Here is a 16,581-nt window from a genome sequence, read left to right as displayed (position 1 = left end):
TCACGGCAGGGAACAATGGCCATCTGGCTCTTAGGTATTGATGAAGCTTTTCGGCGGACGATGCAGGCTGATGTCGGCATCGTCATAGAGCAGGTTGATCAGCTCCACGATCATGATCGCCGTCAGGCCCCAGATCTTGTACTCGCCAAACCGATAGCTGGGCACATACCAACTGCGGCCCTGGTAATCGATACGGTGGGTGTGTTCGCGCGGGTCCTGGCGAAAAAACTCCAGGGGCACGCTGAAAACAGCGGCTATCTCGGCGTCGTTGGCCAGGTATTCAACATAATCGGGGATAACGCCTACATACGGCGTGACACGGATACCGTGCAGGGAAATCAGCGGGCTCAACGGGCCAATCACTTCCACTAGCCCCGGCGGCAGGCCGATTTCTTCTTCGGCTTCGCGCAGGGCGGTGAATATCAGGTCCGGATCGTCAGGGTCGCGGCGCCCGCCGGGGAACGCCACTTCGCCGCCATGGGTCGATAACCCACTGGCGCGCAAGGTCAGGATCAGCTCGGGTTCGTCACTGCGGGTGATGGGCACCAGTACCGCCGCTTCCGGGAAACGACCGTCGGTCTCCAGCGTGCGTGGCGTATGATTGCTTACCCGGCGAAGTAGCTCGTCCAGCATGAGTCATCTCGGTCTGTTGGCTACCTTGCATCATGCACCAAACCTTGCGCCCGCCCAACCCCAAAACCCTGGCCATGTCGCTAAACGACAACTTGCAGGCCATACCCGGTCACGCCAAGATAGGCGCACTCTCCAGGAACCCCAGCATGAACTTCTGCAGCCAGTGCGGTAAACCGGTCACCCAGCGCATTCCCGAAGGCGACGCACGCCTGCGTTATGTTTGCGATCACTGTCAGACTATTCACTATCAGAACCCCAATATCGTCGCGGGCACCGTGCCGGTGTGGGGTGAGCAGGTGCTGCTGTGCCGCCGTGCCATCGAGCCGCGCCTGGGTTTCTGGACCCTGCCCGCAGGCTTCATGGAGAACGGCGAGACCGTCGAGCAGGCCGCCATGCGCGAGACCATGGAAGAAGCCTGCGCCCGGGTGCGCAACCTGAGCATCTATACCCTGATCGACGTGCCCCACATCAGCCAGGTGCACATTTTCTACCGCGCCGAACTGATCGACCTGGACTTTGCTGCAGGCCCCGAAAGCCTCGAAGTGCGCTTATTCGATGAAGCCGACATCCCTTGGTCCGAGCTGGCTTTCCGCACGGTCGGGCGTACCTTAGAATGCTTTTTTGCTGACCGCAGGCAACAGTCGTATCCGGTGCGCAGCGAGTCGGTGCCGCCGCTCAAACAGCTGGCCAAATAACAATCCGGGCGGCACGTAGTCTTTCCAGGGGATACCGTTTTAATGCGTTGGTTGCTTGCTCTGATCTGCCTGTCGTTTGCCACGCTGTCGCCAGCCTCCACCCAACTGATCCTGGGCGGCAAACCCGTCGAGAAAATCCTGGTGCTTAAGTCCGTCCATCAGTTGCAACTGATCAACGACGGCAAGCCCCTCAAGACCTACCGCATCTCCCTGGGCAGAAACCCCAAGGGCACCAAGCTGATGGAAGGCGACCGCCGAACCCCGGAAGGCTTCTACTGGATCGACTGGCGCAAGACCAGCGACCGCTTCAACCTGGCCATGCACATCTCCTACCCCAATATCAGCGACGCCGCCCGCGCCCGCCGCGAAGGGGTCAAGCCCGGCAGCATGATCATGATCCACGGCACCCCCGACGCCGAGGACTACCCCGAAGAACTGTTCCACACCCTGGACTGGACCGACGGTTGCATCGGCATGCGCAATGTCGACATGCGCGAAGTCTGGAGCCTGGTGAAAGACGGCACGATGATCGAGATTCGCCCGTAATTTCCCGCCCCTCGTAAAATAATTCAAAAAAAATTCCCGCCCCGTGGGTGGCTTGCCGGTGAATACCAGTTCACCCCGGCAAGCTGCGCGCTTCTGCCCGAAAGAAAGACCTCTCTAATACCACTTCAACTGGCGCACTATTAAGGCGCCCGCAAACGCTCGCCTGCACCGTTTTCGCTGCATTGACATGGTATTTAAGTGGTATTAGCTTGCGATCACTACCGGGCGACAACACTCCAATAACCGCATCGGAAACCGACACGATGAACCCCATCCTGGCCCTGCGCCCCGACGAGAAACAATCGACGCCGCTGTACCTGCAACTGGCCCGCAACCTCGAAGCCGCGATTCATGCCGGCCAGTGGAAATCCGAGCAGGCATTGCCCTCGGAACGCGCCCTCAGCGAGCAACTGGGCATTTCCCGAGTGACCGCCCGCAAAGCGCTGGAAGTGCTGTTCGAACAAGGCCTGATCCGTCGCAGCCAAGGCTCCGGAACCTTCATCACACCCCGCCTGGAACAACCGCTGTCGCGCCTCTCGGGCTTCAGCGAAATGCTCCGGCTCAAGGGGTTTGTGCCGACGTCCCAGTGGCTGGAGCGCGACATCACCCAACCTACCCATGAAGAATTGATCCGCCTGGGCCTGTCGCCTGCCGACAAGGTCGCGCGGCTCAAGCGTTTGCGTAAGGCCGACGACACGGTGATGGCGATTGAAATGACCGCCATGCCCGCCTCCGTCCTCCCGCACCCGCAGGCCATCGGCAACTCGCTCTACGAATACCTGGAAAGCATCGGCAAGCCCATCGTGCGCGCCCTGCAGCACATCCAGGCGATCAACGCCTCGGACGAGTTCGCGGCCCTGGTGGGCATCGCGCCCGGCACCGCCATGCTGCTGATGACCCGGGTGGGCTACACCGCCGACAACACCCCGATTGAAATCACCGACACCTACTGCCGCAACGACTACTACGACTTCGTCGCAGAGCTGCGCCGCCACGACTATTCCGCTGAACTGCGAATTTAGAGAACTGCCCATGTCCGAAGACAATATCCTCACGCCACACGGCTGGATTCGCGGCCGCCTGGTGCACCAGCACGGCAAGGTGACAGCCGTTGAAGGCAACCCGTGCGACCCGGCCGACAACGACCTGCCGTACTTGCTGCCTGGCTTTATCGACCTGCACGTGCACGGCGGTGGCGGCAAAGACATCATGGAAGGCGCCGATGCGTTCCAGACCATCACCCGCACCCACGTGCGGTTTGGCACCACCTCGCTGCTGGCCACCACCATGACCGCGCCGGTGGATGAAATTTCCCGCGTGCTCGGCGAAATCGGCACCTATTGCGAAAGCCGCCCGACCGGCACCGCCCGGGTGCTGGGCGTGCACCTGGAAGGTCCCTACATCAACCCGGGAAAACTCGGTGCACAGCCGAATTTCGCCCACACCGCCTTGATGGCCGAAGTCGAAGAATACCTGCGACTGGCGCCGATCCGGGTGATCACCATTGCCCCGGAAATTGCCGGCCATGACGGCCTGATCCGCGCCTTGAGCGAACGTGGCGTGCGCATGCAGATCGGTCACACCCTGGGCAGCTATGAAGAAGGCGTTGCCGCGCTGGCCGCGGGTGCCACCAGCTTCACCCACTTGTACAACGCCATGAGCCCGCTGCATCACCGCGAGCCCGGGATTGTCGGCGCGGCGCTGGCCCACGCCAAATACGCCGAGCTGATTCCCGACCTGCTGCACGTGCACCCTGGCGCCATGCGCGTGGCTTTGCGTTCGATCCCGTGCCTGTACTGCGTCACCGACTCCACCGCCGCCGCCGGCATGCCCGACGGTGAATACAAGCTGGGCAGCCACACCGTGACCAAGTGCCTGGGCGGCGTGCGCCTGGCCGATGGAACGCTGGCCGGCAGCACCCTGACCATGGACCAGGCGCTGCGCAACCTGGTGAAGATCGGCCTGCCGATCAGCGAAGCCTCACAACGCCTGTCGCAATTTCCTGCGGACTATCTGGGCCTGGAAGAACGCGGTCGCCTGCAGCCCGGCAGCTTTGCCGACTGCGTGCGCCTGGACCGCTCCCTGCACCTCACCGACGTAATGGTCGAAGGAGAAACCATTGACTTCAAAAATGCTTGAAGAGGCCCTGGCCTCCTGCGAGGCCGTCGAGGCTCAACTGCAACGCCTGGACCCGCTGCTGGTGGAAGTCGCCGGCCGCCTGCGTCGCCAGCCACCGCAAGTGGCGATGACCATCGCCCGCGGCAGCTCGGACCACGCCGCCAGTTACTTCGCCTACCTGACCATGCAACATCTGGGGATTCCGGTGGCGTCGTTGCCAATGTCGGTGGTGACCATGCTGCAATCGCCGCTCAAAGTCAGCGGGCAAGTGGCGTTCGGTTTCTCCCAGTCGGGGCAAAGCCCGGACCTGGTCAACAGCCTGCGCCTGTTGCGCAAGCGCGGCGCCTTGAGCATCTCGATGGTCAACGCCGAAGACTCGCCACTGGAAGCCGCCTGCGAATTCCACGTGCCGCTGTGTGCCGGGCCAGAGCAAAGCGTTGCCGCCACCAAAAGCTTTATCGCCACCCTGAGTGCCAGTGCCCAATTGATCGGCCACTGGAACCAGGAAGCTCAATTGTTGCAAGCCTGCCAGGCCTTGCCCGACGGTTTGCGTGAAGCCGCCAGGCAAGACTGGAGCGTGGCCATCAATGCCCTGCGCGATTGCCAGCAACTGATGGTGATCGGCCGTGGCGCCGGCTTTGCCATCGCCCAGGAAGCCGCGCTCAAGCTCAAGGAAACCTCGGCGATCCAGGCCGAAGCCTTCAGCAGCGCCGAGGTGCGCCATGGCCCGATGGCCCTGATCGACGACAACTACCCGCTGCTGGTCTTCGCCCCGCGCGGCGCCGAGCAAGCCGGCCTGCTGAGTCTGGCCGCCGACATGCGCCAGCGCGGCGCCCGCGTGCTGCTGGCCGCCCCCGACGACATCGCCGAACGCGACCTGACACTAAGCCGCGCCGAACACCCGGCCCTGGACCCGATCCTGGCGATCCAGAGTTTTTACGTGATGGCCGCCGGCCTGGCGGTCGCCCGGGGCATGGACCCGGACCAGCCGCGCCACCTGAGCAAAGTTACCCGCACTCACTGAGTCGTTTGCCGTGTTTTCCTGATGAGTACCGTGCCCATGTCCCACAACAATAAAGACCTCACCCTCAGCGCCCCCCTCAGCGGGCCGGTGCTGACCCTGGGCAACGTTCCCGACGAAGTGTTCGCCAGTGGCGCCATGGGCGACGGCATTGCCATCGACCCGCTCAACGATTGCCTGCATGCGCCGTGCGACGGCGTGATTCTCCATGTCGCCCGCACCGGGCATGCGCTGACCATTCGTGCCGATAACGGCGCAGAACTGCTGATGCACGTGGGCATCGACACCGTGGAATTGAATGGCGAAGGCTTTGCGTTGCTGGTCAAGCAAGGCGCGCGGGTCAGCCAGGGCCAGGCGCTGGTGCAGTTTGACCTGGACCTGATTGCGCGGCAGTGCAAAAGCCTGGTCAGCCTGATCATCCTGACCAACAGCGAGTTGTTTGAGCTGCAGCCGGTCACCCTGAAATCGGTGAAGGTCGGCGAACCGCTGCTGCATGTGGTGGCGCGTTTGGCCGGCGCCGCGAAAGTGATTGATGAGTCGATCACCGAAACCAGCGCGACGATTCGCATCACCCACCGTGGCGGCCTGCATGCGCGCCCCGCCGCATTGGTCCGCAAGACGGCGCAGGATTTCAGCAGCCAGTCGCAGCTGCATTTCGCCGGCAAGACGGCGTCGTGCGACAGCTTGATCGGCTTGATGGGGCTGGGAATTGGCGAGCAGGACGAGGTGCAGGTCACCTGTCGCGGCAAAGATTGTGAAGCCGCGCTCCAGGCGCTGATCGCCGCGTTGTCGGTGGCGGTTGGCGAAGCGCATCACGCCCCGGTGGCCGTCGCTGCGCGCCGCGCGAATACCGAAGCCGGTGTGCTGCAGGGCGTCTGCGCCGCGCCGGGCCTGGTCTGCGGCCCGCTGTTGCGCTTGAACGGAATCGAGCTGCCGGAGGACCCGGGCAACAACGCCCCGGATGAACAATTGCAGCGCCTGGACAGTGCCCTGGAGCAGGTGCGCGCAGAAATCCGCCACACCCTGGACCAGGCCCGCCAGCGCAAGGATATCGAGGAAGAAGAGATCTTCGCCGCCCACCTGGCGCTGCTGGAAGACCCGACGTTGCTGGAAGCCGCCACCACCGCCATCGAACATGGCAGCGCCGCCACTCACGCCTGGCGCGATACGATCCAGGCCCAATGTGCGGTATTGCTGGCCCTCGGCAAACCGCTGTTCGCCGAACGCGCCAACGACCTGCGTGACTTGCAACAACGGGTGCTGCGGGCGCTGCTGGGCGAGGCCTGGAGTTTCCAATTGCCGGCGGGCGCTATCGTGTCTGCCCATGAATTGACCCCCTCGGACCTGCTGCAACTGAGCAAGCAACACGCCGCCGGCATCTGCATGGCCGAGGGTGGCGCGACCTCTCATGTAGCGATTCTGGCGCGGGGCAAAGGCTTGCCATGCGTGGTGGCGCTGGGCACCGAGTTGCTCGATGTGCCCCAAGGCCAGCGTGTAGTGCTGGATGCCGCCAACGGTCGCCTGGAACTGACGCCGGATGATGCGCGCCATGCCCAGGTTCACCAGTTGCGCGACGCCCAGAAACTGCGGCGCCAGCAGCAACACGCACAGGCTCAAGGCACCGCCAGTACTCAAGATGGCGTGCGGATTGAAGTGGCGGCGAACGTCGCCTCCAGCGCCGAAGCCCAGTTGGCCTTCGAGAACGGTGCCGATGGCGTCGGCCTGCTGCGCACCGAATTCCTCTTCGTCGACCGCCGCACCGCGCCCGATGAGCAGGAGCAGCGCCAGGCCTATCAAGCCGTGCTGGACGCCATGGGCGACAAGTCCGTGATCATCCGCACCATCGACGTCGGCGGCGACAAGCAACTCGACTATTTGCCGCTGCCGTTTGAGACCAACCCGGTGCTGGGCCTGCGCGGCATTCGCATGGCCCAGGTACGCCCGGAACTGCTGGACCAGCAACTGCGCGCCCTGCTGCAAGTGTCGCCGCTGGAGCGCTGCCGAATCCTGCTGCCAATGGTCAGTGAAGTCGACGAACTGCTGCACATCCGCCAGCGCCTCGATGAACTGTGCACCGAGCTTGAACTGACCCAGCGCCCAGAGCTGGGCGTGATGATCGAAGTGCCTGCCGCCGCGCTGATGGCCGAACAACTGGCCGAGCATGCAGACTTTTTGTCCATCGGCACCAACGACCTGTCCCAGTACACCCTGGCCATGGACCGCGACCACGCCGGCCTCGCCGCGAGGGTCGACGCCATGCACCCGGCGCTGCTGCGCCTGATCGCCCAAACCTGCACCGGCGCCGCCAAGCATGGCCGCTGGGTCGGTGTGTGCGGCGCGCTTGCGTCCGACCCGCTGGCCACACCAGTGCTGATCGGCCTGGGCATCAGCGAGCTGTCTGTAAGCCCGCCGCAAATCGGAGAAATCAAGGACCGTGTCCGCCACCTGGACGCAGCCCAATGCCGGCAACTGAGCCAAGGCCTGCTTAACCTGAGCAGCGCCAAAGCCGTTCGCCAAGCCTGTCAACACCACTGGCCGCTGTGCTGAAAACAACAAAAACAGGGAGACACGCCGTGTACCAATATTTTATCGAAGGGCTGCAACGCTTGGGCCGTGCGCTGATGCTGCCGATCGCGATTCTGCCGATCGCCGGCCTCCTGCTGCGACTCGGCGACACCGACCTGCTGAACATCGCAGTGATGCACGACGCCGGGCAGGCGATCTTCGCCAACCTGGCGCTGATTTTTGCCATCGGGATTGCCGTGGGTTTTGCCCGCGACAATAACGGCACGGCGGGCCTGGCGGGCGCCATTGGTTACCTGGTGATGGTCTCCACCCTCAAGGTGATGGACGCCAGTATCAACATGGGCATGCTCGCGGGTATTGCCAGCGGCTTGATGGCCGGGGCGCTGTACAACCGCTTCAAGGACATCAAACTGCCGGAGTACCTGGCATTCTTTGGTGGGCGACGGTTTGTGCCGATCGTCACCGGGTTTTCCGCGGTGGCGCTGGGGGTGATCTTTGGTTTGATCTGGCCACCCGTGCAGCAAGGCATCAACAGCTTCGGCGTGTTGCTGATGGAAAGCGGCAGTTTTGGTGCGTTCGTGTTTGGGGTGTTCAACCGCCTGCTGATCGTCACCGGCTTGCACCATATCCTCAACAACATGGCGTGGTTTGTGTTCGGCACCTTCACCGACCCGGCGACAGGCGCGGTAGTGACCGGCGACCTGACCCGCTACTTTGCCGGTGACCCGAAAGGCGGCCAGTTCATGACCGGCATGTTCCCGGTGATGCTGTTCGGCCTGCCGGCGGCGTGCCTGGCGATGTACCGCAATGCATTGCCGGAGCGGCGCAAGATCATGGGCGGGATTTTCCTGTCGATGGCACTGACCTCGTTCCTCACCGGGGTGACCGAGCCGATCGAATTCGCCTTCATGTTCCTCGCGCCATTCCTGTACCTGCTGCATGCGCTGCTGACCGGGTTGTCGATGGCGATCACCAACATGCTCAACATTCACCTGGGCTTTACCTTCTCCGGTGGGTTTATCGACATGGTGCTGGGCTGGGGCAAGTCCACCAACGGCTGGCTGGTATTCCCGGTTGGGCTGGCGTATGCGGTGATCTACTACAGCGTGTTCAACTACTGCATTCGCCGGTTCAATTTGAAGACGCCGGGGCGTGAGGATATTCAAGTCGTGCAGGCTGAGGCCATGACTGATAACCAGCGGGCCGGTGCTTATATTCGGGCGCTGGGTGGTGCGGAGAATCTACTGAGCGTGGGTGCCTGCACGACGCGCCTGCGGTTGGACATGGTGGACCGCAACAAGGCGGTGGATGCCGATTTGAAAGCGCTGGGCGCCATGGCTGTGGTTCGGCCGGGTAATGGCGGGAGCCTGCAGGTGGTGGTCGGGCCGATGGCGGACAGCATTGCCGATGAGATTCGGTTGGCGATGCCTTCGTATGTTGGAGTCACTCCGGTCGCTGCTGCGCCGGTTGAGAAGAGCACGCCGGTGAACGTGCACGAGGCCGAGAAATGGCTGAGTGCCCTGGGCGGTCGGGCCAATGTGCTGCAACTGGACGCGGTGGCGATGACGCGGTTGCGGGTAGAGCTGGGGGATGGTTCGGTGCTGTCGGAATCTCAACTGACGGCACTGGGTTGCCAGGGTGTGAGTCAGCTTGAGAGCGGTGTTTGGCACTTGCTGATTGGTGACAAGGCGTCGGGCTTGGGTGAAGCCTTGGAGCGCCTGGTCAGTGGCCGCGAAGCCGTAACCGGCGCCTAGCAAAATTGCAGTGAGTAGGCTTGCCTGTGGTAAGCAGGCTTGCCTGTGGTAAGCAGGCTTGCCTGTGGTGAGCGGGCTTACTTGTGGTGAGCAGCCTTGCCTGTGGTGAGCGGGCTTGCCCCGCGCTGGGCTGCGCAGCAGCCCCAATAAGAACACCGCATTTTTTCAGATAGAACCCTGTGGCAGGTTTTAGGGCCGCTGCGCAGCCCAGCGCGGGGCAAGCCCGCTCACCACAGGGTTTATTACTGCCTGTAGGGAAGAGATGTTTCTAACCCGGGTCCGCCTGTTCAGGCAACTCATACAAGTCCAGCGGTGAGCAGGCTTGCCTGTGGTGAAGCAGGCTTGCCCCGCGCTGGGCTGCGCAGCAGCCCCAATAAGAACCCCGCATTTTTCCAGATAGAACCCTGTGGCAGGTTTTAGGGCCGCTGCGCAGCCCAGCGCGGGGCAAGCCCGCTCACCACAGGGTTTATTACTGCCTATAGGGAAGAGATGTTTCTAACCCGGGTCCGCCTGTTCAGGCAACTCATACAAGTCCAGCGGTGAGCAGGCTTGCCTGTGGTGAAGCGGGCTTGCCTGTGGTGAGCGGGCTTGCCCCGCGCTGGGCTGCGCAGCAGCCCCAATAAGAACACCGCATTTTTCCAGATAGAACCCTGTGGCAGGTTTTAGGGCCGCTGCGCAGCCCAGCGCGGGGCAAGCCCGCTCACCACAGGGTTTATTACTGCCTGTAGGGAAGAGATGTTTCTAAGCCGGGTCCGCCTGTTCAGGCAACTCATACAAGTCCAGCGTCCGACCCAGGCGGCGGCGTGAAGCGAGGCTGAATCGAGTGGTGGATTTGGACTGTCTTTGATCATGGTAAAGCTCCTTCAAAATAGGCGCTGCCAGCATCACTTGCAGATGATGGGTGGCAACTGTGCGCGGGTCTGCAAGACCGAGGAAGGAGCATCCCGGCAGACCCAAAGGTCTCCCGCGCACAGCCACCAGAAAACCGATGGCTATGAAAAGCGCCACGATTATGAGCGCCAAACATAATTTCGGCGGGCTTGCAGTCCCAGTCACTGAATTGGCAGCGACTGGCGAAGGTTAGGTTCCGAGCGACAACCTGAAAGGCTTGTCAGAAAAATCCGAGTCGCTCGACCGGCGCTATCGCAGCGGTGCGGCGACCCGACAAGCCAGCCCCCACATTTGATCGCCACCAGCCATGGCAACGCGGTCAAATGTGGGAGCCGGGCTTGCCCGCGATGAGGCCCTCACAGCCAACAAAAAACCCGCTGACCATCCAGGCCCAGCGGGTTTCTTGTTTTCACAACCAGCGAATCAAAAATCCGCCAACTGCCACACCTCATACGCCGGTGTCTCATACGGATGGCTCAGTTTCAACGCAGCCACGACGGCCACAATCAACTCATCCGCCACCACCAGCTCAACCTTCCATTCTTCAACCACTTCAACCTGCCCCACCTGCCCGATAAACGGCTGGCTGCCGTCCATCGCGCGAAATTGGCCCTGGCCCAGCACCTGCCAGGCGCAGCTGTCGTAGTTGCCGATGCGCCCGCCGCCGGCTGCGAAGACGGCGGTTTTCACCGTCTCCACATGGCTGTCGGGCACAAAGAAGCTGAACTTGTACACCGACTTAGTTCACCCAGACGCGAGCGTTACGGAACATGCGCATCCACGCGCCGTCTTCGTTCCACTCTTCCGGGCGCCACGAGTTTTGCACGGCGCGAAATACACGCTCCGGGTGCGGCATCATTATGGTCACGCGACCGTCGCGGCTGGTCAGCCCGGTGATCCCGCGCGGCGAGCCGTTCGGGTTGGCCGGGTAGCCTTCGGTGACCTTGCCGTGGTTGTCGACGAAACGCATCGCCACGCAACCCGACAGGTCGGCTTCCAGCAACGCTTCTTCGCTGGAAAATTCCGCATGGCCCTCACCGTGGGCGATGGCGATTGGCATGCGCGAACCGGCCATGCCCTGCAGGAAGATCGAGTTGGACTCCTGCACCTGAACCATCGCAACACGCGCTTCGAACTGCTCGGAACGGTTACGCACAAAGTGCGGCCAGAACTCACTGCCCGGGATCAGTTCGCTGAGGTTGGACATCATCTGGCAACCGTTGCACACACCCAGGGTGAAGCTGTCGTTACGTTCGAAGAAACCCTGGAACGCATCACGGGCACGGCTGTTGAACAGGGCCGATTTGGCCCAGCCTTCACCGGCACCCAGCACGTCACCGTAGGAGAAACCACCGCAGGCTACGAGGCCCTTGAACTCGTTGAGGTCGACGCGACCGGCGAGGATGTCGCTCATGTGCACGTCGATCGCATTGAAGCCGGCACGGTCGAACGCAGCCGCCATTTCCACCTGGCCGTTGACGCCCTGCTCACGCAGTACGGCCACTTGTGGGCGGATGCCTTTCTTGATGTAAGGCGCGGCGATGTCCTGGTTGACGTCGAAGCTGAGTTTGGTGCTCAGGCCCGGGTTGTCTTCTTCCAGGATCACCTCGAATTCCTGCTCGGCGCAGTCGACGTTGTCCCGCAGGCGCTGGATCTGGTAGCTGGTCTCGGCCCACTGGCGTTGCAGCAGGCGGCGCTGGCCTTCAAACACGGTTTCGCCGTTGAAGACGATGTTGATTTCACCGTTGTTGATCGGCTGGCCAACCACCGCCACGCAGTCGCCCAGGCCAGCGGCGCTGAACTGGGCGAGTACGTCTGGCGTTGCGTCCTGGCGAACCTGGATCACGGCGCCCAGCTCTTCGTTGAACAGGATTGCAGCGATGTCGGCAGAGGTTTCCGCCAGGCCATCGAGGTTCAGGCTCAGGCCGCAGTGACCGGCGAAGGCCATTTCCACGGCGCTGGTCAGCAGACCACCATCGGAACGGTCGTGATACGCCAGCAGGTGACCGTCGGCGTTCAGGCCCTGGATCACCGCGAAGAAGGCCTTCAGGTCTTCGGCGTCATCGACGTCCGGGGCCTGTTTGCCGAGCTTGCCGTGCACCTGAGCGAGGATCGAGGCACCCATACGGTTCTGGCCGCGACCGAGGTCGATCAGGATCAGGTCGGTGGTGCCCTTGTCCATGCGCAGTTGCGGGGTCAGGGTCTGGCGGATGTCGGTGACGGGCGCAAAGCCGGTGACGATCAGCGAGAGCGGCGAGGTGACGCTCTTGTCCACGCCTTCATCGTTCCAGCGCGTGGCCATGGACATCGAGTCCTTGCCCACCGGAATGGTGATGCCCAGCTCAGGGCACAGCTCCATGCCGACCGCTTTGACGGTGTCGTACAGGCGCGCATCTTCACCCGGGTGGCCGGCAGCCGACATCCAGTTGGCCGACAGCTTGATGTCGGAGATCCTGGCGATACGTGAAGCCGCGATGTTGGTCAGGGTTTCGCCGATGGCCATGCGGCCAGACGCCGGGGCGTCCAGCAGGGCCAGCGGAGTGCGCTCGCCCATGGCCATGGCTTCACCTGTGTACACGTCGAAGCTGGTGGCGGTGACGGCAACGTCAGCCACCGGAACCTGCCACGGGCCGACCATTTGGTCACGCGCAACCAGACCGGTAATGGTGCGGTCGCCGATGGTGATCAGGAAGCTTTTGCTGGCAACGGCCGGGTGGTGCAGTACGCGCTCCACGCAGTCGGCAATGGCCAGGGTCGACGGATCGAAATCATCGCCCAGTTCGCTTTCACGCACGGCCGAGCGGTGCATGCGCGGGGCTTTGCCCAGCAGCACTTCCAGCGGCATGTCTACCGGGCTGTTGCCGAAGTGGCTGTCGGTAACGGTCAGTTGCGGCTCGGCCGTGGCTTCGCCCACTACAGCAAATGGGCAACGCTCGCGCTCGCAGATCGCCTGGAAGCGCTCGAAGTCAGCAGGGCCGACGGCCAGAACGTAGCGTTCCTGGGATTCGTTGCTCCAGATTTCGTGCGGGGCCATGCCCGGCTCGTCGTTTGGAATGTTGCGCAGTTCGAAACGGCCGCCACGCTCGCCATCGTTGACCAGTTCCGGGAAGGCGTTGGACAAACCACCGGCGCCGACGTCGTGGATGAAGCTGATCGGGTTCTTCTCACCCAACTGCCAGCAACGGTCGATGACTTCCTGGCAACGGCGTTCCATTTCAGGGTTTTCACGCTGAACGGAAGCGAAGTCCAGGTCGGCCGAGCTGGTGCCGGTGGCCATGGAGGAAGCTGCGCCGCCGCCCAGGCCGATCAACATCGCCGGGCCGCCGAGGACGATCAGCTTGGAGCCCACCAGGATTTCGGCTTTCTGTACGTGTTCGGCGCGGATGTTGCCCATGCCGCCGGCCAACATGATCGGCTTGTGGTAACCGCGCACTTCATCGCCACGCGGGGTGGTGATGGATTGTTCGAAGGTACGGAAGTAACCGGTCAGGGCCGGACGCCCGAATTCGTTGTTGAACGCGGCGCCGCCCAGCGGGCCTTCGATCATGATGTCCAGCGCGGTGACGATGCGCTCAGGCTTGCCGTACGGCACTTCCCACGGCTGTTCGAAGCCCGGGATCTGCAGGTTGGACACGGTGAAGCCGGTGAGGCCAGCCTTTGGCTTGGCGCCGCGCCCGGTTGCACCTTCGTCGCGAATCTCGCCGCCCGAGCCGGTGGCTGCGCCCGGGAACGGGGCAATCGCGGTCGGGTGGTTGTGGGTCTCGACTTTCATCAGGATGTGCACCGGCTCCTGCACCGCACCGTACTGGCGGGTTTCAGGGTCCGGGAAGAAACGGCCGGCGACAGAGCCGACGATGACCGAGGCATTGTCTTTATAAGCCGACAGAACGCCTTCGCTGTGCATCACGTAGGTGTTCTTGATCATGCCGAACAGGCTTTTTTCCTGGCTCTGGCCGTCGATGTCCCAACTGGCGTTGAAGATCTTGTGACGGCAGTGCTCGGAGTTAGCCTGGGCAAACATCATCAGTTCGATGTCGTGCGGGTTGCGCTTCAAGCCGATGAAGGCGTTGACCAGGTAGTCGATTTCATCTTCCGCGAGGGCCAGGCCCAGCTCGGTGTTGGCTTTTTCCAGCGCGGCGCGGCCGCCACCGAGCACGTCAATCGCGGTCAGCGGCTTCGGCTCGGCGTGGCTGAACAGACCGGCGGCCTGTTCCAGCTGGCCGACGATGATCTGGGTCATGCGGTCGTGCAGGCTGCTGGCGATCAGCTCGGCCTCGGCGTCGCTGAACTGGCCGGCTACATAGAAGGCGATCCCGCGTTCCAGGCGCTGGATTTTTTCCAGGCCGCAGTTGCGGGCGATGTCGCTGGCCTTGCTCGACCAGGGCGAGATGGTGCCGAACCGTGGCAGGACCAGGAACAAGCGGCCGGTGGGCTCTTGAACGGGAACGCTGGGACCGTACTTCAGAAGGCGCGCCAGCACTTGCTGTTCGTCGGCGGTCAAAACGCCGGTAACGTCGGCGAAGTGAGCAAATTCAGCATACAAGCCACTGACAGAAGGTACCTTCTGGCTCAGTTGCTCAAGGAGTTTGCTGTGGCGAAAGGCAGAAAGGGCAGGAGCGCCGCGCAGGATCAACATCTTCGGGACAGCCTCGGGAAGGGGTGTGCTTTGAGGCCGTGCATTCTAGCGTAAACCGTCGCCAACGGCACCCGAAACGGCACCCGTGGCCGCTGCCGGACGTCAGTTGGCATAAATCGCATGATATCAGAGAGCCACATAGGCCATTCCTGGCAGTTATTTTAACCGTCACAATCGGCTGCCAACCCCCGTTTCTGCGGCCTGCAGCCAAGGTTTACGGGCGCTAGCAGACAAGTGCCCCGCTGTCGAGATATGGCGCTGCGGGTCCTTTGCGTATACTGCGCAGATGTTCTCCCCTACTGCTTTACGCCCGCGATGCGCCAAATGGCTCTTCGTTACCGGTCTCTTCCTGCTGCTCAGCGCCTGTGTGGATAAACCCAACACGCTGGAGCGAATCAAGGAGGATGGCGTATTGCGGGTGGTCACCCGAAACAGCCCGGCCACGTATTTCCAGGACCGTAACGGCGAAACCGGTTTCGAATACGAACTGGTCAAGCGGTTTGCCGACGACCTGGGTGTAAAGCTGGAGATCCAGACCGCCGACAACCTCGACGACCTGTTCTCGCAGATCGGCAAACCCAACGGCCCGGTACTGGCCGCCGCGGGTCTGGTCAGCAGCGAGCAGCGTCGCCAAGAGGTGCGCTTCTCCCATCCATACCTGGAAGTCACCCCGCAGATCATCTATCGCAACGGCCAATCGCGCCCGACCACCGCGGCAGACCTGGTGGGCAAGAAGATCATGGTGCTCAAGGGCAGCACCCACGCCGAGCAACTGGCGGCGCTGAAAAAGCAATTTCCCGGGATTGAATACGAAGAGTCCGACGCCGTTGAGGTGGTCGACCTGCTGCGCATGGTGGACGAAGGCCAGATCGACCTGACCCTGGTGGACTCCAACGAAGTGGCGATGAACCAGGTGTACTTCCCCAACGTACGGGTGGCCTTTGACCTCGGCGACGCCAGTAACCAGGCGTGGGCCGTGGCGGCGGGTGATGACAACAGCCTGCTCAACGAGGTCAACAACTACCTCGACAAGGTTGAAAAGAACGGCACCCTGCAACGCCTGAAAGACCGCTATTACGGGCACGTCGATGTACTGGGTTATGTCGGCGCCTACACCTTTGCCCAGCATCTGCAGCAGCGCCTGCCCAAATACGAGAAACACTTTCGCGCCTACGCCAAGGAAGAAAAGGTCGACTGGCGATTGTTGGCGGCCATCGGTTATCAGGAATCACTCTGGCAACCGGCAGTCACCTCCAAGACCGGCGTACGCGGCCTGATGATGCTGACCCAGAACACCGCGCAGGCCATGGGCGTGTCCAACCGCCTGGACGCCAAGCAGAGCATCATGGGCGGCGCCAAGTACCTGGCCAAGATCAAGGATGAGCTGGACGACAAGATTGCCGAGCCGGACCGCACCTGGTTCGCCCTGGCAGCGTACAACGTCGGCACCGGCCACTTGGATGACGCGCGCAAGCTGGCCGAGAAAGAAGGCCTGAGCCCGAACAAGTGGCTGGACGTGAAAAAGATGCTGCCGCGCCTGGCGCAGAAGCAGTGGTACAGCAAGACGCGTTATGGCTATGCACGGGGCGGTGAGCCGGTGCACTTTGTGGCGAACATCCGGCGTTACTACGACATTCTGACGTGGGTGACGCAGCCCCAGTTGGAAGGCAACCAGGTGGTGGAAGGTAACCTGCATGTGCCGGGTGTGGACAAGACCAAGCCGACGGAAGAAACCCCGCAGCTCTAATCCCTCGATTCTCT

The 16,581-nt window shown here is 62.4% G+C and carries 11 protein-coding genes; 8 read left to right on the top strand and 3 right to left on the bottom strand.

Annotation, left to right across the window (positions count from 1 at the left end; genetic code table 11):
• Positions 1-30: 30 nt before the first annotated feature.
• Positions 31-633, bottom strand: a complete 603-nt coding sequence (locus RGV33_RS05560) for a CoA pyrophosphatase (protein ID WP_322143419.1) — start codon at positions 631-633, stop codon at positions 31-33.
• Between the two features lie 146 nt (positions 634-779).
• On the opposite strand from RGV33_RS05560, the gene RGV33_RS05555 reads away from it, so the two are divergent.
• The 7 genes from RGV33_RS05555 (at position 780) to nagE (ending at position 9,293) form a co-directional block, all read left to right on the top strand.
• The gene (locus tag RGV33_RS05555) at positions 780-1,328 is read left to right on the top strand and encodes an NUDIX hydrolase (RefSeq protein ID WP_322143418.1); all 549 of its coding nucleotides are present in this window, start codon (positions 780-782) and stop codon (positions 1,326-1,328) included.
• A gap of 42 nt (positions 1,329-1,370) precedes the next feature.
• On the top strand, positions 1,371-1,874 hold the full coding sequence (locus RGV33_RS05550) for a L,D-transpeptidase family protein (RefSeq protein WP_322143417.1): 504 nt from the start codon (positions 1,371-1,373) through the stop codon (positions 1,872-1,874).
• A gap of 263 nt (positions 1,875-2,137) precedes the next feature.
• The gene (locus RGV33_RS05545) at positions 2,138-2,896 is read left to right on the top strand and encodes a GntR family transcriptional regulator (RefSeq protein WP_322143416.1); all 759 of its coding nucleotides are present in this window, start codon (positions 2,138-2,140) and stop codon (positions 2,894-2,896) included.
• A gap of 10 nt (positions 2,897-2,906) precedes the next feature.
• Positions 2,907-4,013 carry an N-acetylglucosamine-6-phosphate deacetylase gene (gene nagA / locus RGV33_RS05540; RefSeq protein ID WP_322143415.1) on the top strand — a complete coding sequence of 369 codons (1,107 nt, stop codon included), beginning with the start codon at positions 2,907-2,909 and terminating at the stop codon, positions 4,011-4,013.
• Positions 3,994-5,016 carry an SIS domain-containing protein gene (locus RGV33_RS05535; RefSeq protein WP_322143414.1) on the top strand — a complete coding sequence of 341 codons (1,023 nt, stop codon included), beginning with the start codon at positions 3,994-3,996 and terminating at the stop codon, positions 5,014-5,016. Before nagA ends, RGV33_RS05535 begins: the two co-directional genes overlap by 20 nt.
• Positions 5,017-5,052: 36 nt before the next feature.
• Positions 5,053-7,560: a phosphoenolpyruvate--protein phosphotransferase gene (gene ptsP / locus RGV33_RS05530; RefSeq protein WP_322143413.1), complete on the top strand. Its 2,508-nt coding sequence runs from the start codon at positions 5,053-5,055 to the stop codon at positions 7,558-7,560.
• 74 nt (positions 7,561-7,634) lie between these two features.
• Positions 7,635-9,293: an N-acetylglucosamine-specific PTS transporter subunit IIBC gene (nagE, locus tag RGV33_RS05525; protein ID WP_416152108.1), complete on the top strand. Its 1,659-nt coding sequence runs from the start codon at positions 7,635-7,637 to the stop codon at positions 9,291-9,293.
• Between the two features lie 1,314 nt (positions 9,294-10,607).
• On the opposite strand, the gene RGV33_RS05520 is transcribed toward nagE, so the two are convergent.
• Together RGV33_RS05520 and purL are read right to left on the bottom strand one after the other, a co-directional pair.
• Complete coding sequence (locus RGV33_RS05520) at positions 10,608-10,919, bottom strand: NGG1p interacting factor NIF3 (protein ID WP_322143411.1); 312 nt, start codon at positions 10,917-10,919, stop codon at positions 10,608-10,610.
• Between the two features lie 4 nt (positions 10,920-10,923).
• Positions 10,924-14,820 carry a phosphoribosylformylglycinamidine synthase gene (gene purL, locus RGV33_RS05515; protein ID WP_322143410.1) on the bottom strand — a complete coding sequence of 1,299 codons (3,897 nt, stop codon included), beginning with the start codon at positions 14,818-14,820 and terminating at the stop codon, positions 10,924-10,926.
• A gap of 286 nt (positions 14,821-15,106) precedes the next feature.
• Between purL and mltF the strand changes: the two genes are divergently transcribed.
• Complete coding sequence (gene mltF, locus RGV33_RS05510) at positions 15,107-16,567, top strand: membrane-bound lytic murein transglycosylase MltF (protein ID WP_322143409.1); 1,461 nt, start codon at positions 15,107-15,109, stop codon at positions 16,565-16,567.
• Positions 16,568-16,581 lie beyond the last annotated feature (14 nt).

Source organism: Pseudomonas sp. Bout1, assembly GCF_034314165.1.
Classification (GTDB): Bacteria; Pseudomonadota; Gammaproteobacteria; order Pseudomonadales; family Pseudomonadaceae; genus Aquipseudomonas.
Note: the sequence above shows the minus strand (reverse complement) of the source record. Positions and strands in the feature narration are given on the sequence as shown.

Bases quoted from the DNA above. Each gene is read 5' to 3' on its own strand.
- RGV33_RS05560 (WP_322143419.1), bottom strand. From the start codon at position 633: ATGCTGGACGAGCTACTTCGCCGGGTAAGCAATCATACGCCACGCACG.
- RGV33_RS05555 (WP_322143418.1), top strand. From the start codon at position 780: ATGAACTTCTGCAGCCAGTGCGGTAAACCGGTCACCCAGCGCATTCCC.
- RGV33_RS05550 (WP_322143417.1), top strand. From the start codon at position 1,371: ATGCGTTGGTTGCTTGCTCTGATCTGCCTGTCGTTTGCCACGCTGTCG.
- RGV33_RS05545 (WP_322143416.1), top strand. From the start codon at position 2,138: ATGAACCCCATCCTGGCCCTGCGCCCCGACGAGAAACAATCGACGCCG.
- nagA (WP_322143415.1), top strand. From the start codon at position 2,907: ATGTCCGAAGACAATATCCTCACGCCACACGGCTGGATTCGCGGCCGC.
- ptsP (WP_322143413.1), top strand. From the start codon at position 5,053: ATGTCCCACAACAATAAAGACCTCACCCTCAGCGCCCCCCTCAGCGGG.
- nagE (WP_416152108.1), top strand. From the start codon at position 7,635: ATGCTGCCGATCGCGATTCTGCCGATCGCCGGCCTCCTGCTGCGACTC.
- purL (WP_322143410.1), bottom strand. From the start codon at position 14,820: ATGTTGATCCTGCGCGGCGCTCCTGCCCTTTCTGCCTTTCGCCACAGC.
- mltF (WP_322143409.1), top strand. From the start codon at position 15,107: ATGTTCTCCCCTACTGCTTTACGCCCGCGATGCGCCAAATGGCTCTTC.